Source organism: Aquamicrobium terrae, from assembly GCF_052978165.1.
This window is the reverse complement of record NZ_JBRKLZ010000001.1, coordinates 1,707,814-1,725,292: the sequence shown is the minus strand read 5'-3', so window position 1 is coordinate 1,725,292 and position 17,479 is coordinate 1,707,814. Positions and strand designations below refer to the sequence as shown.

The 17,479-nt window shown below is 66.6% G+C and carries 20 protein-coding genes; 11 read left to right on the top strand and 9 right to left on the bottom strand.

Features of this window, described 5'->3' with window-relative positions; genetic code table 11:
* Positions 1 to 56: 56 nt before the first annotated feature.
* Entirely contained in the window at positions 57 to 260 is a 204-nt protein-coding gene (locus ACVCNR_RS08705) for a YdcH family protein (RefSeq protein WP_354199536.1), read from the bottom strand.
* Between the two features lie 255 nt (positions 261 to 515).
* On the opposite strand from ACVCNR_RS08705, the gene ACVCNR_RS08700 reads away from it, so the two are divergent.
* The 3 genes from ACVCNR_RS08700 (at position 516) to ACVCNR_RS08690 (ending at position 3,265) form a co-directional block, all read left to right on the top strand.
* Positions 516 to 695, top strand: coding sequence for a YdcH family protein (locus tag ACVCNR_RS08700; protein ID WP_354199537.1), 180 nt, complete (start codon positions 516 to 518; stop codon positions 693 to 695).
* A 457-nt stretch (positions 696 to 1,152) separates the two neighbouring features.
* Positions 1,153 to 2,409: a flavodoxin-dependent (E)-4-hydroxy-3-methylbut-2-enyl-diphosphate synthase gene (gene ispG / locus ACVCNR_RS08695; protein ID WP_354199538.1), complete on the top strand. Its 1,257-nt coding sequence runs from the start codon at positions 1,153 to 1,155 to the stop codon at positions 2,407 to 2,409.
* Positions 2,410 to 2,413: 4 nt separating this feature from the next.
* Entirely contained in the window at positions 2,414 to 3,265 is an 852-nt protein-coding gene (locus ACVCNR_RS08690) for a lytic transglycosylase domain-containing protein (protein ID WP_447074422.1), read from the top strand.
* A gap of 8 nt (positions 3,266 to 3,273) precedes the next feature.
* On the opposite strand, the gene ACVCNR_RS08685 is transcribed toward ACVCNR_RS08690, so the two are convergent.
* Complete coding sequence (locus ACVCNR_RS08685; protein WP_447074420.1) at positions 3,274 to 5,595, bottom strand: response regulator; 2,322 nt, start codon at positions 5,593 to 5,595, stop codon at positions 3,274 to 3,276.
* 90 nt (positions 5,596 to 5,685) lie between these two features.
* Positions 5,686 to 6,624: a polyprenyl synthetase family protein gene (locus ACVCNR_RS08680; protein WP_447074418.1), complete on the bottom strand. Its 939-nt coding sequence runs from the start codon at positions 6,622 to 6,624 to the stop codon at positions 5,686 to 5,688.
* Positions 6,625 to 6,765: 141 nt separating this feature from the next.
* Between ACVCNR_RS08680 and mtgA the strand changes: the two genes are divergently transcribed.
* Both mtgA and rpmF read left to right on the top strand, forming a co-directional pair.
* Positions 6,766 to 7,482 carry a monofunctional biosynthetic peptidoglycan transglycosylase gene (mtgA, locus tag ACVCNR_RS08675; RefSeq protein WP_447075665.1) on the top strand — a complete coding sequence of 239 codons (717 nt, stop codon included), beginning with the start codon at positions 6,766 to 6,768 and terminating at the stop codon, positions 7,480 to 7,482.
* A gap of 133 nt (positions 7,483 to 7,615) precedes the next feature.
* Positions 7,616 to 7,798 carry a 50S ribosomal protein L32 gene (rpmF, locus tag ACVCNR_RS08670; RefSeq protein WP_056238174.1) on the top strand — a complete coding sequence of 61 codons (183 nt, stop codon included), beginning with the start codon at positions 7,616 to 7,618 and terminating at the stop codon, positions 7,796 to 7,798.
* 153 nt (positions 7,799 to 7,951) lie between these two features.
* On the opposite strand, the gene ACVCNR_RS08665 is transcribed toward rpmF, so the two are convergent.
* From ACVCNR_RS08665 to ACVCNR_RS08655, 3 genes are all read right to left on the bottom strand, one after another.
* Positions 7,952 to 8,215 (bottom strand): ArsR/SmtB family transcription factor, encoded by a 264-nt coding sequence (locus ACVCNR_RS08665; RefSeq protein WP_447074416.1) that lies wholly within the window; start codon positions 8,213 to 8,215, stop codon positions 7,952 to 7,954.
* Between the two features lie 32 nt (positions 8,216 to 8,247).
* Positions 8,248 to 9,573 carry an MFS transporter gene (locus tag ACVCNR_RS08660; protein WP_447075664.1) on the bottom strand — a complete coding sequence of 442 codons (1,326 nt, stop codon included), beginning with the start codon at positions 9,571 to 9,573 and terminating at the stop codon, positions 8,248 to 8,250.
* Positions 9,574 to 9,645: 72 nt separating this feature from the next.
* A complete protein-coding gene (locus ACVCNR_RS08655) occupies positions 9,646 to 9,840 on the bottom strand; it encodes a DUF1192 domain-containing protein (RefSeq protein WP_354199544.1) in 195 nt (64 codons plus the stop codon).
* A gap of 169 nt (positions 9,841 to 10,009) precedes the next feature.
* Here ACVCNR_RS08655 and ACVCNR_RS08650 point away from each other — a divergent pair, with 169 nt between their 5' ends.
* From ACVCNR_RS08650 to ACVCNR_RS08630, 5 genes are all read left to right on the top strand, one after another.
* The gene (locus ACVCNR_RS08650; protein ID WP_435521633.1) at positions 10,010 to 10,990 is read left to right on the top strand and encodes an NAD(P)H-quinone oxidoreductase; all 981 of its coding nucleotides are present in this window, start codon (positions 10,010 to 10,012) and stop codon (positions 10,988 to 10,990) included.
* Between the two features lie 136 nt (positions 10,991 to 11,126).
* Positions 11,127 to 11,267 carry a DUF1127 domain-containing protein gene (locus ACVCNR_RS08645; protein WP_183825203.1) on the top strand — a complete coding sequence of 47 codons (141 nt, stop codon included), beginning with the start codon at positions 11,127 to 11,129 and terminating at the stop codon, positions 11,265 to 11,267.
* A gap of 201 nt (positions 11,268 to 11,468) precedes the next feature.
* Entirely contained in the window at positions 11,469 to 12,137 is a 669-nt protein-coding gene (locus ACVCNR_RS08640) for a GntR family transcriptional regulator (protein ID WP_354199546.1), read from the top strand.
* 267 nt (positions 12,138 to 12,404) lie between these two features.
* Complete coding sequence (locus ACVCNR_RS08635) at positions 12,405 to 12,998, top strand: biotin transporter BioY (protein ID WP_447074414.1); 594 nt, start codon at positions 12,405 to 12,407, stop codon at positions 12,996 to 12,998.
* Positions 12,995 to 13,426: a DUF1284 domain-containing protein gene (locus ACVCNR_RS08630; RefSeq protein ID WP_447074413.1), complete on the top strand. Its 432-nt coding sequence runs from the start codon at positions 12,995 to 12,997 to the stop codon at positions 13,424 to 13,426. The genes ACVCNR_RS08635 and ACVCNR_RS08630 overlap by 4 nt, the downstream gene beginning before the upstream one ends.
* Before the next feature lie 15 nt (positions 13,427 to 13,441).
* On the opposite strand, the gene ACVCNR_RS08625 is transcribed toward ACVCNR_RS08630, so the two are convergent.
* Positions 13,442 to 15,649, bottom strand: coding sequence for an esterase-like activity of phytase family protein (locus ACVCNR_RS08625; protein ID WP_447074411.1), 2,208 nt, complete (start codon positions 15,647 to 15,649; stop codon positions 13,442 to 13,444).
* Between the two features lie 233 nt (positions 15,650 to 15,882).
* Between ACVCNR_RS08625 and ACVCNR_RS08620 the strand changes: the two genes are divergently transcribed.
* The gene (locus ACVCNR_RS08620; protein ID WP_447074410.1) at positions 15,883 to 16,578 is read left to right on the top strand and encodes a DUF1013 domain-containing protein; all 696 of its coding nucleotides are present in this window, start codon (positions 15,883 to 15,885) and stop codon (positions 16,576 to 16,578) included.
* Between the two features lie 60 nt (positions 16,579 to 16,638).
* On the opposite strand, the gene ACVCNR_RS08615 is transcribed toward ACVCNR_RS08620, so the two are convergent.
* Together ACVCNR_RS08615 and ACVCNR_RS08610 are read right to left on the bottom strand one after the other, a co-directional pair.
* Entirely contained in the window at positions 16,639 to 17,049 is a 411-nt protein-coding gene (locus ACVCNR_RS08615) for a DUF6691 family protein (RefSeq protein ID WP_354199598.1), read from the bottom strand.
* The gene (locus tag ACVCNR_RS08610; protein WP_354199551.1) at positions 17,049 to 17,477 is read right to left on the bottom strand and encodes a YeeE/YedE family protein; all 429 of its coding nucleotides are present in this window, start codon (positions 17,475 to 17,477) and stop codon (positions 17,049 to 17,051) included. Before ACVCNR_RS08610 ends, ACVCNR_RS08615 begins: the two co-directional genes overlap by 1 nt.
* Between the last annotated feature and the right edge of the window lie 2 nt (positions 17,478 to 17,479).

Here is a 17,479-nt window from a genome sequence, read left to right as displayed (position 1 = left end):
CGGCCCCGCGCGCGGACTGGCCCGGCTTCAGGGCGGCCGTGCCGCCGGCTGCTTTTTCAGGCGATGATGTCGGGAATGATGCGGTCTTCGAGCGTACGCAGCTTGTCTTTCAGCGCCAGCTTCTTCTTCTTCATGCGCTGGATCTGCAAGGGATCGCAGCCCGTCGCCACCATGGCGTTTATCGCGGCGTCGAAATCGGCGTGGTCCTGCTTCAAACGCGCGAATTCGAGTCGAATCTCGGCCTGTTCCTGCTCGGACATTACCTACCATATGTAAATTTCGACGCCCGCAGCGCTGCCGCGGCGGGTATCCGATCGGGCGGGGAGCGGTCCGAAAACCACCCTCTGGCAAATCATTATCACATTTTGGTCCAAGGTGGAATGCAACGCTTATGCGTTCGACAACCGCTTCGGTTGATGGCACAGTGTCATGCAGCCGTCACACATGTGGGCCGGCAATGTAGGCGACAGGGGTGGCGGCTGCAGTCGAGGAAACCATGAAAGGGAGAACCAATCATGTCTCTTGCATCCCATCTTGACGAGCTGCAGAGGAAGCATAGCGATATCGAACGGCAGATCGATACAGCCATGCAGCACCCCTCCATGGACGATCTCCAGATAGCGGATCTGAAGCGGCGCAAGCTGGCCATCAAGGACGAGATTGAGAAACTCAGGACCCAACCCACCTCACATTGACTTCCCGCCGGCCTGGGGCGTCATGCGTCCTTCAGGATGCACTGGAACGCTCCGGCACTTTGATCGAGCATCGGAAACTCCGAAACCGATTTCCCTTTTCGGCCCGATGCTCTGCGGCCGGTGATGCGACAAATGACTTGTCGGCGGCATACTGCCGCCGGCTGGCATTTCCCGCTTTTCGCCAAATTCCAGGCTCATGAGGCAGTTCCGGAACGCCGTGCGACGCGGCCGAAGGACATGATTCGACATGGGGGCCGGCATTGGGCGCATCGGCGGCATTGACAAGACCGGCTCTCTCCTCCACCTCATGGCGGAGTTTCGCGTGCCTGTCCGTCGTGTCGGTCGGCCTCAATGCGCCCGCGTCGCGGCATCCGGCACGCAGATTTGATGCAGCAGGGCCTCTGACGTATCCGGCAGGATGCGCAACGCCCAGGAATACTATCAGAGGCAGCCGGGCATGACCGGGTACTATTCCTCTCCGTTCCCGCGCCGCGCTTCGGTCGGCGTCGATGTCGGCGGCGTCATGGTCGGCGGCGACGCACCTGTCGTGGTGCAGTCGATGACCAACACCGATACCGCCGATATCGACGGCACCGTCGCCCAGGTTGCCGCGCTGCACCGGGCCGGCTCCGAGCTTGTGCGCATCACCGTGGACCGCGATGAAAGCGCCGCCGCCGTTCCGAAGATCCGCGACCGGCTGGCGCGGCTCGGCATCGACGTGCCGCTGGTCGGCGACTTCCACTATATCGGCCACAAGCTGCTGGCCGATCATCCGGCCTGCGCCGAGGCGCTGGCCAAATACCGCATCAATCCCGGCAATGTCGGCTTCAAGGACAAGAAGGACAAGCAGTTCGCCGACATCGTCGAGATGGCGATCCGCTACGACAAGCCGGTGCGCATCGGCGTCAACTGGGGCTCGCTCGACCAGGAACTGCTGACCCGGCTGATGAACGAGAACCAGGCCAAGGGTTTTCCGATGACCGCCCAGGAGGTGACGCGCGAGGCGATCGTGCAATCGGCCATCCTGTCGGCGCATATGGCAGAGGAAATCGGCCTCGGCCGCAACCGCATCATCCTGTCGGCCAAGGTCAGCGGCGTGCAGGACCTGATCGCCGTCTATGCCGAGCTTGCAAGGCGTTGCGACCACGCGCTGCATCTGGGTCTCACCGAAGCCGGCATGGGATCGAAAGGCATCGTCGCATCGTCGGCGTCCATGGGCATCCTGCTCCAGCAGGGCATCGGCGACACCATCCGCATTTCGCTGACGCCGGAGCCCGGCGGCGACCGCACGCGCGAGGTGCAGGTGTCGCAGGAACTGCTCCAGACCATGGGCTTCCGCCAGTTCGTGCCGATCGTGGCCGCCTGTCCGGGCTGCGGGCGCACCACCTCGACCGTGTTCCAGGAGCTTGCCCAGAACATCCAGGAGGACATCCGCCGCAACATGCCGGTGTGGCGCACCAAATATCCGGGCGTGGAGCAGCTCAAGGTGGCGGTGATGGGGTGCATCGTCAACGGACCGGGCGAATCCAAGCATGCCGATATCGGCATTTCGCTGCCGGGTACCGGCGAGATGCCGACCGCGCCGGTGTTCATCGACGGCCAGAAGGCGGCCACGCTGCGCGGTCCCAACATCGCCGCCGATTTCGAGAAGATGGTTTCCGACTATATCGAGAACCGTTTCGGCATGGGGACCAGGGCCAAGGCAGCCGAGTAGCACCATGCGCCTGGCCGCGCCGCTGATCGCTGTCCTGATCGGCGCTGGTGCCAGCACTGCCGCGTGGGCCGATCCGCCGAAGCCGGCGCGGGAGCGGCTGATCGACCGGGTCTGCGACCTCATAGAATTCCATTCCGACCGTGCCGGCCTGCCGCGCGATTTCTTCGCCCGGCTGATCTGGAAGGAAAGCCGCTTCGATCCCAATGCGGTGAGCCCGGTCGGCGCGGAAGGCATCGCCCAGTTCATGCCGGGCACGGCGAAATTGCGGGGGCTGGCCGATTCCTTCGACATCGAGCAGGCGATTCCCGCCTCGGCCACCTATCTCGGCGAGCTGAAAGCGAATTTCGGCAATCTCGGCCTTGCCGCCGCCGCCTACAATGCCGGCGAGAACCGGGTGGCGCGCTGGCTGTCCTCCGGCGGTTTCCTGCCGCTGGAGACGGAAAACTACGTACTCGACATCATGGGCGAGCCGGCCGACAATTTTTCCGACAAGGCCTATGCCGGCAAGGTGCGGCCGCTGGATCCCGAGAGGGGGTTCGGCACGGCCTGCCGCAGGCTGCCGGTCTCGGCGCCGTGGACGGTGGCCATGGCCACGGTTCCGGTCAAGCCGTGGGGCGTGCAGGTGGCGGGCGGCTTCAACCGGGCCGTGGTCATCCGGCAATGGCAAAGGCTGGAGGGGCGGTTCTCGAGCGTGCTGGGCGGGCATGAGCCGGTGGTCAGCCGGGTGCGCTCGGCGCGCGGCCGGCGCGGCATCTATGCGGTGCGCATCGGGGCCGAAAGCCGCTTGGAAGCGGACGGCATCTGCCAGAAGCTGCGCGGCGCAGGCGGCGCCTGCGTGGTGCTGCGCAATCGCTGACCGTGCTGTCAGGCGGTTTTCGCGGTCACCGTCTCGCCCAGCCAGCTTCCGATCTTGGCCGCCAGCCGGTCCGGTGAAACCGGCTTGGGCAGGTAGTCGTCCATGCCGGCATCGAGGCATTTCTCGCGGTCGCCCTTGAGGACATGCGCGGTCACCCCGATGATCGGCACGCGCGCGCCGCTGGCGGCCTCCGCGGCGCGGATGGCGCGGGTCGCCTCGAAGCCGTTCATGTCGGGCATGGAGACGTCCATCAGGATCAGCCGGGGATTGAGCGCCCGGTGCATGTCGATGGCCGTGCGGCCGTTGCCGGCGATGCGGTAGCTGAGGCCGAGCCCGTTGAGGATCTGGCTGAACACGAGCTGGTTCACGTCATTGTCCTCGGCGATCAGGATGTCGATGGCGCCGCCGCTCAGGTCGTTGCCGGCCGCCGGCGCCAGCACCGGTGTCTCGGCGCGGCGCGGGGCGGGCGGGGCAGGCGGCGGCACCTGCTCGCGCACGAAATGGGCGGCGCCCTGCTGCATGCGCGCGTTCTGGATGGCGGAGACGATCGTGCCCAGCAGCACCGCCGAACGCGCCGGCTTGGTCAGATGCGCGGCGATGCCGTAGTCGATGATGAGGCGGGAAAAATCGACCTGATCGACGGAGGTCAGCAACACCACCGGGATGGCCGACAGGCGGCTGTCGCCGGCAATCGCCCGCGCCACGTCGGCGCCGTTCATGCCGGGCATCTGGTAGTCGAGGATGATGCAGTCGACCGAGGCGCCGATCTGGCAGGCCCGCTCCAGGAAGGCGAGGCCGACGGCGCCGCTCTCGGCCGCCGCGCAGTCGAAGCCCCAGCTGCGGAGCTGTTCGAGCAGGATGTCGCGGTTGACCGGATTGTCGTCGATGATCAGCACGCGCGCGCCGGTCACGTCGCCGGGCACCCTCTCGTCGTCGACATTCATGTCATGGACGGGCATGGGCACGCTGAACCAGAAGACCGAGCCGCGCCCGAGCTCGCTGCTGACGCCCATCTCGCCGCCCATCAGCTCCACCAGCCGGGCGCCGATGGCGAGGCCGAGGCCGGTGCCTTCATGGCGGCGGGTGGAGGAGGAATCGACCTGCGCGAACTTCTCGAACACGCTTTGCAGCTTCTCGGCCGGAATGCCGATGCCGGTGTCCTCGACGCTCACCTTGAGCATGGCGACGTCGTTGACGATCTCGCCGCTGACATCGACCAGCACATGGCCCTTCTCGGTGAATTTCACGGCGTTGCCGAGCAGGTTGGTGACGATCTGGCGGAAGCGGCCGGCATCGCCGACGACGAAGGGGGGCAGGCGCGGGTCGACGCGCACGATCAGCTCGAGGTTCTTTTCCGCGACGCGGGCGGAAACCAGCGTGGCGACGTCCTCCACCGCCTCGGCGAGGCGGAAGGGGGCCGGGCTCAGCGTCAACTGGCCGGCATTGATCTTGGAGAAGTCGAGAATGTCGTTGATGATGGTCAGCAGCGCATGGCCGGACTTCACGATCACGTCGGTGAAGGTTTTCTGGCGCGCCGTCAGGTCGGTATTGGCCAGCAATTCCGCCATGCCGAGCACGCCGTTCATCGGCGTGCGGATCTCATGGCTCATATTGGCGAGGAACTCGGACTTGGCGCGGTCGGCTTCCTCGGCCCGCTTCAGCGATTCCGCCGTCCTGGCGAAGGCGCGCCGGATCGCCTGTTCCATCGGTCGGAAGATCCACAAGGTGACGCCGGCCAGCGTCAGGGCGAAAAGCACCGTTCCCCACAGGAGCAGGTCGGAGATGCGCGCATCGGCCAGCCGCCGCTCGGCATCCATGGCGAGGCGGGCGCGCAACAGCAAGGGCTGCGCGAACAGCGTGTTCTGGTTGAGGACGTCACGATGGTTCCAGTCGTCGAGGGTCTTGGCCTGGGTCATCAGGGCGAGGTTGCGAGCCATGTCGCGCGCCGACCACATGAGGTCGCGGTTGACCGAGGCGGCGGCGATCGCATCCGCCGTGCCTTGGGTCAGGCGCGGCGACAGTGCCTCGATCTCGGCGGTGACGGCGTCGATGCCCTGCAATAGCTTGCGGGCATGGAGGCCCGCCGATCCGGTGAGCTCCTGCCTCGTGTCGGCACGCCAGACGCTGGCCGCGTTTTCGGCGAAGTTCGCCGCATTGTCGAGGCTGCCCGCGAACTCGGCCATGAGCGCGCTCAGCATGTCGACACGGTTGCGGTAGCTGTTGAAGTGATTGAGGGTTGCGATGAGGCCGACCACGGCCAGCGCCAGCACCATGAGGCCGGACAGATATCTTATCCGTACCGACCGGATGAATGACAAGTATTCCGGCATGCGCAGTCCCCAGCCCATCCACGCAAATGTAGCGGTCGGGATTACGCTCCATATACCATTAACAATCCGTTCCGGCCGGAACGGGCGTCCCTACCTGTCTCGCTGGGCGACGAAGCGCGCCGCCTGCTTCAGGATCGCGGCTCGTTCGCCATAGGGCTCGAGCAGGCTTGAGGCCTGTTCCACCAGTCCGTGAAGCTGGCGGCGGGCCCAGTCCGGGCCGTGCAGCGCGGCAAGCGTCGCCTTGCCGGCGGCGGCATCCTTGCCGGTCGCCTTGCCCAGCCGGCCGGCATCGGCGGTGACGTCGAGCAGGTCGTCGGCAAGCTGGAAGGCCAGCCCGATGGCAGAGCCGAACTCGGCCAGCCGCTCGCGGTCGCTTTCGGGAGCGCCGGCCACGATGGCGCCGGCCTCGCAGGCATAGCGGATCAGGGCGCCGGTCTTCATCGCCTGGAGGCGGATGATGCCGGCCTCGTCGGGCGCGTCGTGCTGGGCGGTCAGGTCGAGCATCTGGCCGCCGGCCATGCCGCCCTGCCCCGCCGCGCGGGCAAGGCCGCGCGCCAGCGCCAGCCGCGTCGCCGCCGGCAATGGTGCCGCGCCGTTGTCTGCCGCGTCGTCGCAGATGATGTCGAAGGCCAGCGTCAGCAGCGCATCGCCGGCGAGGATGGCGGCGGCCTCGTCGAAAGCCCTGTGGACAGTGGGCTGACCGCGGCGCAGGTCGTCGTCGTCCATGGCCGGCAGGTCGTCATGGATCAGCGAATAGCAGTGCACGCATTCCAGCGCCGCGGCGGCGCGCAGGGCCTCGATGTGACGGGCGCCGGCGCCGAACAGGGCGGCGCTTTCGACGACGAGGAAGGGTCGCAGGCGCTTGCCGCCATTGAGCACGCCGTGGCGCATGGCCGCCAGCAGCCGCTCGGGCCGGGCGATCTCGCCGGGCAGCAGATGCGTATCGAGAAGGCTCCGCAGCAGCGTCTCGACCTCCCGGGCGCGCGCGTCCAGCCGCATTTCGAAGGGGATTTCAGCGTTCGTATCCATGTTGGCGAGCGGTAGCCGACGCGCAGACATTGCGCAAGAAGCCAAGCACCTTTATGCGGGAAGGGTGTTGGCGGGAGCGACCGGGTGTCGGAACCGATCATAGAGCAGGAGACCGAGGGGCTGGTCCACCGGGGACAGAGCATGGTTTCGCGATCGAGGGGCAGGGCCGGGCGCAGAGGCTGGCTTCGCTCGCTCGTGAAGCTGGCGGTGCTCGTGGCGCTGGTGCCGGTGGTGCTGACGCTTCTCTACCTGCCGCCCTTCGTCCATCCGGTCTCGACCCTGATGGTCAAGGACCTCGTGACCTTCTCCGGCTATGACCGGCGCTGGGTGCCGCTGGACGAGGTGGCGCCGGTGCTGGCCCATTCCGTCATCATGTCGGAGGACGGCCAGTTCTGCTCGCATCCCGGCGTCGATCTCGCGGAGCTGCGCGCGGTGGTCAACGATGCCCTGGCCGGCGAGGGCGCGCGCGGGGCCTCCACCATCACCATGCAGACGGTGAAGAACCTCTTTCTGTGGCAAAAGCCGTTCACCACGCTGCGCAAGGGGATCGAGCTGCCGCTGGCGGTCTATGTCGACCTCGTCATGCCGAAGCGGCGGATCATGGAAATCTATCTCAACGTTGCCGAATGGGGGCCGGGCATCTACGGCATCGAGGCCGCCGCGCAGCATCATTTCGGCGTGCCCGCCGCCAAGCTGACGCGCCGGCAGGCCGCGCTTCTTGCCGTCACCCTTCCCAACCCGCAGGCGCGCAATCCGGCCAAGCCTGGGCCCGGCTTGCGCCGCCTGGGCAATCTGATAGAACGGCGTGCGGCGCGCTCGGGCGGCTATGTCGGCTGCCTCAAACCGTCGCGCAGCTAAAAAACTTGCTGCCCCCGCTGGCCAAAACGCTGCAGGCCGTGTATAGGCACGCCACTTTCATCTGGAATTTGGCCCGGCAGGCGGCCCTTGGACAAGGGCATGGCGGGCTGTTGAACACGAGCGGAGCATATCCATGGCCGTACCGAAGCGAAAAACCTCCCCGTCCAAGCGCGGCATGCGCCGTGCGGCCGATGCGCTCAAGGCGCCGACCTATGTCGAGGACAAGAATTCCGGCGAGATGCGCCGTCCGCATCACATCGACCTGAAGACCGGCATGTATCGCGGCCGTCAGGTGCTGACGCCGAAGGAAGGCTGATCTTTCAGCGCATTTTTTGCAGCCGGATGGACACGTTCGGCATTGCATGAATGCGGTTGGTTGAGATCGCCGACGAGTTCGAAGGCCGCCTCCGGGCGGTCTTTTCGTTTCTACAACCTGGCAGGCAGGTCGGTTCCCGCTATCGGGAACCCTTCAAACGGCCCAGAACTGGTCCAGCCACAGGTTGAGCTGGACGAAGCCGGTGTTGCTGATGCTGTAGACACGGCGGGTCCCGTCGGCCTGCGCCGTGACCAGCCCGGCATCGAGCAACACCTTCAAATGCTGGGAAACGGCCGGCCTCGAGACCGGCAGCCCGGACGCCAGTTCGGTAACCGTCTTCGGGCCACGCCGGAGTTCCTCCAATATATGGCGCCGGTTCGGATCGGCGATCGCCACGAATGCATCAGCAAGCATCATGGCATTAGTAGTGCGTCAAAGCCGCGGGATTCTCAACCATCGGTTTCATTTTTTGTGCGTGGGTCGAGGGTAAGCGACTGCGGCGTGATCGACCGCTCGACCGGCAGGGTGGTGAAGGCGTCGCGATCCTCGATCGGCACGGGAGCCCGGCGCCTGATGCGCAGCGCGGTGTAGCCGGCGATGCTGAGATGGGCCAGCGCGGTGGCCAGGAACAGGCTTTCGGGGCGCCACCACTCCATCATGGCGGCGGCGAACAGTGGCCCGATCATGGTGCCGAAGCCATAGAGGATGAGCAGCCCGCCCGAGACCTTGACGAAATCCTCCGCCTTGGCGTGGTCGTTGGCGTGGGCCACGGCGATCGAATAGAGCGTATAGGCGAAGGCGCCGTAGGCGCCGGTGAGGATCAGCACGAGCGGACCCAGGCGCGGCTCGAACAGGAAGACCAGCAGAGCGAAAAAGGCCGAGCCGGCCGCGGCGCCGGCCAACACGAAACGGCGGTCGGTGCGGTCGGAAAGCCGGCCGGCCGGAAGCTGCATGAAGGCCCCGGCAATGACGACGATGCTCATCATCAGCGCGATCTCGGCCGTCGAGATGCCGATGCGCGCGCCATAGACGGCGCCAAGCGTGCCCCAGGCGCCGTTGGCGACGCCGACCAGCAGGCAGCCGAAGGCGGCGACCGGCGAATTGGCGTAGAGGCCCTTGAGGTCGAGCGACACGTCCTGCAGGGGCTGGGGGTGCGAGGCGGTGGAAACGGCGGTGGGGATCAGCGACAGGCAGAAGAAGATGCCGGTGATCATGAACAGCGAGGCCGACCCGACGTCGCCCGCGGCGACGATCATCTGCCCGCCCATGATCGAGGCGTAGGTGACCATCATGTAGAGGCCGAAGACGGTGCCGCGATTCTCGTTGGTGGCCTTCTCGTTCAGCCAGCTCTCGATGATCATGAAGGCGCCGGCCATGACGAAGCCGGTGAAGGCACGCAGGAGGATCCAGGCATACTGGTCGATGATGAGGCCGGTGAGCAGGGCGATGATGGCGGCGCAGGAGGCGAAGGTGCCGAAGGCGCGCACATGGCCGGCGCGGCGCACGATGCGCGGGGCGAAGTAGCAGCCGAGCACGAAGCCCGTGGCCCAGGCCGTGCCCATCAGGCCGAGCGCGGCGGTGGAGAAACCTTCCATCTGCCCGCGCAGCGGCAGCAGCAGGCCATGCAGGCCGGAGGCGGCCAGCAGGAAGGCGGTGCCGCGCAGGAGGGACAGGATCGGTCTGTAGGCTGCAAGCATCTGGCGGTCCGGCGTCGAATCACGTCTGCTGACTATCACAGCGGATTGTTTCAGGCTTTTCGGCGGCGGTCTGCCCAGCCGGCGACCAAAGTGCGTCGCGATCCTTCAGGTCGACATGATGACCGGAACACGCTTTTTGCTGGAAAGGCCCTAGCTGCGGCGAAACAGCGCCTCCGCCGCCGAGCGGGTCGAGCCCTTGGCCTGCAATTCGGCCTCGATGCGGGCGATCTCGCCGCGCAGCGTGTCGATGCGCGCCCTCAACTCGTCCACCGAGAGCTTGCTCAGATCCTGGCCGATTTCATGCGGGCCGCTTTTCCTTGCCGGTTCATCGTCGAAGATCGCCATGACCGTTCCCCGAAAATCCTGTTGTCGCCGGCGCAAGCGGTTTGCCTGAGCCGGCAATCGGAATAGAAAGCCAAGCATAGATAGGGCAGTGGCGGCGTGCAAACAGGGGCGGCAGCGGCCGCGAGAGGGAGAAACGACCATGGCAACAGCGCATAACCTGCCGCAGACGATGACGGCGATCGCCATTTCGGAACCCGGCGGGCCGCTGGTGCTGAAGCCCGAGCGGCGCCCGGTGCCGCAGCCGGGATCGGGCGAAATCCTGATCCGGGTGCGGGCGGCCGGCGTCAACCGTCCCGACGTCGCCCAGCGCACCGGCGCCTATCCGCCGCCGCCGGGCGCTTCCGACCTGCCGGGACTGGAGGTGGCGGGCGAGGTGGCCGGGCTGGGCGAAGGGGTGGAACGCTGGCGCGTCGGCGACCAGGTCTGCGCGCTGGCGGCCGGCGGAGGCTATGCGGAATATGTGACCGTGCCTGCCGGCCATGCGCTGCCGGTCCCCGCAGGCTTCACCTTCAGCGAGGCGGCAGCGGTGCCGGAAACCTATTTCACGGTCTGGCACAATGTGTTCGAGCGCGGCGGCCTGAAGGCGGGCGAGACGCTTCTGGTGCATGGCGGCTCCTCCGGCATCGGCACCACGGCGATCCAGCTTGCCGCCGCGCGCGGGTCTCGGGTGATCGCCACGGCCGGCTCGGCCGACAAATGCGACATCTGCCTGAAGCTCGGCGCCGCGCGTGCGGTGAACTACCGCGAGGAGGACTTCGTCAAGGCGGTGAAGGAGGCCACCGAAGGCAAGGGCGCCAACGTCATCCTCGACATGATCGGCGGCGACTATGTCGACCGCAACTATGTCGCCGCCGCCGAGGAGGGGCGCATCGTCCAGATCGCGACGCAGGGCGGCGCCGTCGCCAGCGCCAATTTCGCCCGGCTGATGGCCAAGCGGCTGGTGCATACGGGCTCGACGCTGAGGCCGCGCAGCATCGAATTCAAGGCGGCGGTGGCTGCCGCGCTGGAGGCGGAGGTGTGGCCGCTCCTGGCCAGCCGCCGGGTGGCGCCGGTCATGGACATGATCTTCCCGCTCAAGGAAGCCTGGCGCGCCCATGAACGGCTGGAGAGCGGCGAGGCCATCGGCAAGATCGTGCTCGACGTGGCCTGAGCGCAACTCTCGCTTAACCTTTCATTTATGCTGCAATGCACAAACGCATTGCCGCTATGCAAAAGCGTCTGTTCAAGAATTGGGCAGAACTGCCTATATCAGCGTCATCGAATTCCTGAACGCTTTGGAGGCAAACATGAACCTGATTCAGTCTTACAAGAACTGGCGCCGCTACAACGAAACCGTTCGTGCGCTGAACCGCCTGAACACCCGCGAACTCAAGGATCTCGGCATCAATCGCGCCGACATCCCGTCGGTGGCTCGCGCCGCCCTCTGATCAAGAGGCGCATGCAAGCAGAACCGATGCTGGCGCGCCCATCGCGCCTCCGGTTCCAAGCCCGCTGGACCCAGTCCGGCGGGTTTTGTTTTTCTGCCCGCGAAATGGGCATTATGTTGCGCTGCACAAGATAGCGCCTTCCGAGCGCTGCCGGTATCCGGCTTATCGACATCGGCGCCGTCTCCCCCTTATCTATCGGCCATGGAATCGAGCAAGGACGACACCATTGCGGTGCGGATCGCCAAGGCGCTGGCCGAGCGCATCATCTCGGGCGCCATCGAGCCGGGGGCGCGGCTGCGGCAGGACCATATCGCCGAGGAGTTCGGCGCCAGCCATGTGCCGGTGCGCGAGGCGTTCCGGCGGCTGGAGGCGCAGGGCCTTGCCGTCAGCGAGGCGCGCCGGGGCGTGCGCGTCGCCGCCTTCGACCTCGACGAGGTGAAGGAAGTCGCCGAGATGCGCGCCGCACTGGAGGTTCTGGCGTTGCGCCATGCCGCGCCGCACCTGACCGCCGCCATCCTCGACCAGGCCGAGGAGGCGACGCGCGCCGGCGACCGTTCGCGCGACGTGCGCTCATGGGAAGAGGCCAACCGCACTTTCCACCGCCTGATCCTGACGCCCTGCGCCATGCCGCGCCTTTTGGCGACCATCGACGACCTGCATGCGGCCAGCGCCCGCTTCCTGTTCGCCGCCTGGCGCTCGGAATGGGAAACGCGCACCGATCACGACCACCGCGCCATCCTTGCCGCCCTGCGGCAGGGGCAGGTGGAAAACGCCGCCGCCATCCTTGCCCGGCATGTGCAGTGGATCGGCCAGCGGCCGGTGCGCATGCAATCGGGCGCCACGCGCGAGGTTTTTGCCATCGTCGGCTGATGATGGCCCGGCCGATTGGGCGCCGTTCCCGCGCTGGCGCGCACGCCTTCCGTTTTCGACCTGTCGTTCCTCGACTTCCCCGTTTTCCACGGCGGATCGCCATCTCATTGGTATGACACAGGAATTTCGAACCGAACGGCGATTTATCCGGGGCCCAAAATCTCTGTTTCGGCAGAGGCGGGCGGTGGAGGCTTGCCTCGCGGCCAAAAATATGGATTCGATGATAGATCAGAATCGAAAATTATCTATAATTCGGAGAACGAGCCCATGTCGCAACCCGCATCCCGCACCGCCGCGCCGGCCTTCAGCCCGCTCCGCCTGCAGGAACGTCCCTTGCTGTGGCAGGTGGCGGCCGTCGCCATCGGCACGCTGCTTCTGACGCTGTCGTCATGGATCGAGGTGCCGATGATCCCGGTGCCGATCACCATGCAGACCTTCGCCGTCACGCTGGTCGGCGCGCTCTATGGCTGGCGGCTGGGGGCGCTCACCGTTGTGGCGTGGCTGGCGGAAGCGGCCGTGGGCATGCCGGTCCTGGCCGGCGGCTCGGGCGGGCTTGCGCCCTTCGTCGGCCCGACGGCGGGCTATCTGTTCTCGTTCCCGATCGTCGCCGCCCTCGTCGGCTGGCTGGTCGAGCGCGGCTGGAATGCCAAGCGCGTGTTCCTCGCCTTTGCCGCCATGCTGATCGGCAACGGGCTGTGCCTGGTGCTCGGCGCGCTGTGGCTGGCCGGCATCGTCGGCTTCGAGAAGGCGATCGCGCTGGGCGTCACGCCGTTTATCGTCGGCGGCGTGCTGAAGTCAGCGCTGGCGGCGGCCACGCTCAAGCTGTTCCCGAGCGGAAAGGCGGAGCCGAAGGCCCCGTGACCATCAGGCTGCGGGCGCATCATCTCCTGTGCATGCTCACCTATGTCGGCAAGGGCTATACGCCTGCCTTCACGATCAATTACGACCGCATTGCCGAGCGATTGAGCCAGGGCGAGGAGATCGTGATCGTCGAGGGGCCGGACGATGTCTGCGCCCCGCTGCTGACAGAGGCCGAGCCGCATTGCTTCAATGACAGCGTGGCCGAGCGTGACCGGCAGGCGGCCCGCGATATCGGGGACCTGCTCGGCCGCCGGATCGGTGCGGGCGAGCGGATCGAACCGGACGCGATCCTGCTGGCGAAGCTGCGGGCCGGATTCGGGTCCGGCCTGACGCGCACCGCCTGCGCGGGCTGCGAATGGGCCGAGCTGTGCGGCGCCATCGTCGCCAACGCCTATACGGGCGTGAAGGTGGGCGGGCCGCCGTGCTGACGGCCCGCCTTCCGGTCAGTTCACCGCGGCGATGTTGCCGAGGCGGATGAACAGGGTCTCGCCGGAGGAGTCGTCGACGCCGTCATTGTCGGTGACGACGAAGGCCTCGCCGGTCTTGTCGATGGTGAAGCCCTCGACCTTGTCGACCACATAGCCGTTGGTGGCGGATTTGAGGTCGGGCAGCAGGTCGCGCACCAGCGTCTTTTCCACCAGCGGCAGCTCGCCGCCCAGTTCGGCCGGCCTGAAGCCGTCGAGCGAGACGGCGTAGACGCGTTTCACCTTGGCCGCGTCGCCGATCAGATTGTCGCGCTCGACGATGTAGAGCCTGCCGTCATGGGCGGTGATTTCCGACAGGCCCATCCAGCCGCTTTCGGCCTTTTCCAGCGGATAGCGCACCGCCGACCAGTCTTTTGCCTTCGGCTTGTAGGCGAGCAGCTTGACCTCGCCCTTGGGGTCGTCGCCCCATTCGCGCTGCACGGCGGCGATCAGCATCAGCTCGTCGCCTTCGCCCACGGTGGTGACGCCTTCGAGGCCGAAGCGGGTCTGGTGGGCGATCAGTTCGGCCGGCAGGGCGATCTCCTGCCTGATCTCGCCCTCGGCGTCGACGCGGAAGATGGCGTGCGGCACCAGCTTGGCGGCGTCGCCCTCATTGGCCAGCCAGAAGCCGCCCTCGCCGTCGGAGGCAATGCCTTCGAGGTCGAGCTTCTGGGCCGTATTGCCGCCGCGGGTGATGACGGTCTTGGCAACGATGCGGGCCGGGGTCTGGGTGGCGTCGATGGTGAAGATCGCCGGCTCGCCGCCATAGACCGAATCCGATACCGCATACAGCCTGCCTTGCGTCTCAGGGTCGGCGGCGAGGCCGGATAGCGCGCCCCAGCCGATCGGCAGGCCGTTGGCGTCGGGCTCGGACTGGAGCATCGGATAGGCGGCCTCGCCCTCGGCGCGCTCGAAGATCATGACATGCGAGCGGGCGCCGCCGTCCTCGACCAGGTCGGTCTCGTTGGCGGTGACGAAGAGGTTGCGGGCCGGCAGCGCCAGCAGACCCTCGGGGCCGATGCCCGATGGCAGGGCCTGGAGGAATTTCGGCTCCGCGCCGGTATCCTCGTAGACGCCGACCAGCGAGGCGCGCTCGGCGCCGACGAAGACCAGTTTCTGCTCGCCATAGCCATAGGTGCCGACCTCCATGCCTTCGGGCTCGATGCCCTTCTTGTTGCGGTGCTCGGGATAGTGGCCGAGCCGTGCCGCGATATGCTCGAAGCCGGCGCCGGATTCATGGAGCACTTCGCCGGCCTTGGAGAAGATGGTGAAGCCGCGCGAACCGCCCTTGTAGTCGCCCTCATTGGCAATGACGAGGCGGTCGTTGTCGAGCCACTTGACCGCATCGGGCTCGCGCAGCGCGTTCTCGACCTTGCCGGTGAAGGAAAGCCTGCCGTCCTTCTTCGTATCGACGTTTTCGAGCGTCACCGCTCCGGCCGAGAAGTGCGAGACGACCGCGCCGGTCTCGGCATTGACGATGGCGATGTGATTGTTCTCCTGCAGGGTCACTGCGATCTCGCCGGCCTCGTTGAAGTCGACGAATTCGGGTTCGGCGTCCTCGGGCGCGATCTCGGCAAGGCCGGTCAGCTCGACGGTGCGGATGGCGCCGCAATCGGGCATGCCGGCCTTCAGCGATATGATCTTCAGGTTGCCGGACGGCATTTGCGGGATTGCGCCGTCGTTCAGCTCCTCGTCGCGCTCGTTCTCGATGGCGACGGCGAGGAAGCGGCCGTCCTTGCTCAGCGCCACGGAGTCCGGCTGGCCGCCGAGATCGCAGGACGTCTCGACCGCCTTCGAGGCGATGTCGATGACCGACAAGTTGCCCGACGGCTCCTGCTTGCTTTTCGAGGTGTTGACGCCGGCCAGCACTTTTGCGCCGACCATCACGACCGAGGTCGGCTCGCCGTCGATCTTGACGATGCCGCCGGCCTTCGGCGCTTTCGGGTCGCTGATGTCGACGAAGCCGACGGCGCCCAGCGGGCTGTCGGAATAGACGAGCGTGTTGCCGTCTTCGGTGGCGGTGATGATTTCGGACGAGGTGGGCGTTGCCGGATCGGCGCCTTCGGGCAGGTTGGACGCGACCGGGAAGGTGGCGATCCGGTTGAAGACCTGGTCGGCGTGAGCCGGCAGCGATACGGAAGCGGCGAGTGCGGCCATTGCCGCGACAAGTGACGAGCGGGTGCGCATGGGACCTCTTTCCCTTCTGAGAAGATGCGTATTCCCTTTGTGCCACCGGTATTTCAGTGCGATGACGCTTCCACGACACTTGCATGACGATGCGCCGGCGGCGGTTTTCGCGCCGGATTTTCTTGCCCTCGGGCGCGAACGCGGTTATAGGGGCACGGATTTTCCCTTTTTCGGTGGCTTGTAAAACCACCGCCCGCGTAACGGGACGCGGGCGAACGAGAGGATTTTATTCGATGGCAAACACGCTTCTCATGCCGAAGGCGACGGCCGTCTGGCTGGTCGACAACACCGCGCTGTCCTTCGACCAGATCGCCCAGTTCTGCGGTCTGCACCCGCTCGAGGTGAAGGCGATCGCGGACGGCGAGTCGGCGCAGGGCATCAAGGGCATGGACCCGGTGATCACCGGCCAGCTCAGCCGCGAGGAGATCGCGCGCGGCGAGAAGGACCCGAACCATCGCCTGAAGCTTTCCGAGCCGAAGGTGCGGGTGCCGGAGACCAAGCGCAAGGGCCCGCGCTACACGCCGCTGTCCAAGCGCCAGGACCGCCCCAACGCCATCCTGTGGCTGGTGCGCAACCATCCCGAACTCAAGGATGCGCAGATTTCGCGTCTGGTCGGCACCACCAAGTCGACCATCGAGCAGATCCGCAACCGCAGCCACTGGAACTCGGCCAATCTGGTGCCGATGGACCCGGTGACGCTGGGCCTGACCTCGCAGATCGACCTCGACATCGAGGTGCAGCGCGCCTCGCGCAACCGTGAGCAACTGCCGCCGACCGGCGACACGCTGCTGCCGGCCTCGCTCACCGAGCGCCTGGACCCGCAGGCCGAAGCGCCGCGCGACGAGGATGCGGAGCTCGACGCCGATGCCGTCTTCGCCAAGCTCTCGGCGCTTAAGGGCGCCGACAAGGACGAAGACGACGAGGAATAGATCTCGCTCCCTATCCAACAAGAAGCGCGGGCCCCGACCCGCGCTTTTTTGTTTGTCGTTTCAGCGGCGGATGAGCCGCGTGGCGGCGATGCCGCAGGCCATAGCGGCCACGAAGATCAGGGCGGCGGGCTCGCCGAGCCCCAATGCCGGGATCGAGCCGCCGGGGCAGAAGCCGGCAATGCCCCAGCCGATGCCGAACAGGCCGGCGCCTGCCAAAAGCGGCAGGTCGATGTCCCTGCGCGCCGGCAGATGGAAACGCGCGTCGAGCAGCGGCGCCGGTCGCTTCAGCACCAGCCGGTAGCCGATGGCGGTGACGGCCAGCGCGCCGCCCATGACGAAGGCGAGCGACGGGTCCCAGCTTCCGGCGACATCGAAGAAGTTCAGCACCTTGGCCGGGTTGATCATGCCGGAAAGCGCGATGCCGGTGCCGAAGACGAGGCCGATCAGCAGCGCGACCAGGACGCGGGCCATCATATGCCTCCCAGAAGGTGACGCACGACATAGACGGTGATGCCGGTCGCGGCCATGAAGGTCAGCGTGGCGGCGATGGAGCGCGCCGACAGCCGCGCCATCCCGCACACGCCATGGCCGGAGGTGCAGCCGGAACCGAGGGTGACGCCGACGCCGACGAGCAACCCGCCGCCGATCAGCCACGGCGTTCCGGCCGGGCTGTCGAAGGGGATCGTGTAACCGGACAAGGCGATGAGGAGGGCAGGGGCGGCAACCGCGCCGACAAGGAAGGCGGCGCGCCAGCCCCAGTCGGCGGCCGGCGGCGGGAGGATGCCGCCGACGATGCCGGAAATGCCGGCGATGCGCCCGTGCAGGGCCATGAGCAGCACCGCTGCCAGGCCGATCAGCGCGCCGCCGGCGAGCGACAGGAAAGGCGTGAATTCGGTCATCT

Bases quoted from the DNA above. Each gene is read 5' to 3' on its own strand.
- ACVCNR_RS08650 (WP_435521633.1), top strand. From the start codon at position 10,010: ATGACGGCGATCGCCATTTCGGAACCCGGCGGGCCGCTGGTGCTGAAG.
- ACVCNR_RS08635 (WP_447074414.1), top strand. From the start codon at position 12,405: ATGTCGCAACCCGCATCCCGCACCGCCGCGCCGGCCTTCAGCCCGCTC.
- ACVCNR_RS08645 (WP_183825203.1), top strand. From the start codon at position 11,127: ATGAACCTGATTCAGTCTTACAAGAACTGGCGCCGCTACAACGAAACC.
- ACVCNR_RS08705 (WP_354199536.1), bottom strand. From the start codon at position 260: ATGTCCGAGCAGGAACAGGCCGAGATTCGACTCGAATTCGCGCGTTTG.
- ACVCNR_RS08610 (WP_354199551.1), bottom strand. From the start codon at position 17,477: ATGACCGAATTCACGCCTTTCCTGTCGCTCGCCGGCGGCGCGCTGATC.
- ACVCNR_RS08640 (WP_354199546.1), top strand. From the start codon at position 11,469: ATGGAATCGAGCAAGGACGACACCATTGCGGTGCGGATCGCCAAGGCG.
- ACVCNR_RS08685 (WP_447074420.1), bottom strand. From the start codon at position 5,595: ATGCCGGAATACTTGTCATTCATCCGGTCGGTACGGATAAGATATCTG.
- ACVCNR_RS08625 (WP_447074411.1), bottom strand. From the start codon at position 15,649: ATGCGCACCCGCTCGTCACTTGTCGCGGCAATGGCCGCACTCGCCGCT.
- ACVCNR_RS08700 (WP_354199537.1), top strand. From the start codon at position 516: ATGTCTCTTGCATCCCATCTTGACGAGCTGCAGAGGAAGCATAGCGAT.
- ACVCNR_RS08615 (WP_354199598.1), bottom strand. From the start codon at position 17,049: ATGGCCCGCGTCCTGGTCGCGCTGCTGATCGGCCTCGTCTTCGGCACC.
- ACVCNR_RS08680 (WP_447074418.1), bottom strand. From the start codon at position 6,624: ATGGATACGAACGCTGAAATCCCCTTCGAAATGCGGCTGGACGCGCGC.
- ACVCNR_RS08655 (WP_354199544.1), bottom strand. From the start codon at position 9,840: ATGGCGATCTTCGACGATGAACCGGCAAGGAAAAGCGGCCCGCATGAA.
- ACVCNR_RS08620 (WP_447074410.1), top strand. From the start codon at position 15,883: ATGGCAAACACGCTTCTCATGCCGAAGGCGACGGCCGTCTGGCTGGTC.
- rpmF (WP_056238174.1), top strand. From the start codon at position 7,616: ATGGCCGTACCGAAGCGAAAAACCTCCCCGTCCAAGCGCGGCATGCGC.
- ispG (WP_354199538.1), top strand. From the start codon at position 1,153: ATGACCGGGTACTATTCCTCTCCGTTCCCGCGCCGCGCTTCGGTCGGC.
- ACVCNR_RS08665 (WP_447074416.1), bottom strand. From the start codon at position 8,215: ATGATGCTTGCTGATGCATTCGTGGCGATCGCCGATCCGAACCGGCGC.
- ACVCNR_RS08690 (WP_447074422.1), top strand. From the start codon at position 2,414: ATGCGCCTGGCCGCGCCGCTGATCGCTGTCCTGATCGGCGCTGGTGCC.
- mtgA (WP_447075665.1), top strand. From the start codon at position 6,766: ATGGTTTCGCGATCGAGGGGCAGGGCCGGGCGCAGAGGCTGGCTTCGC.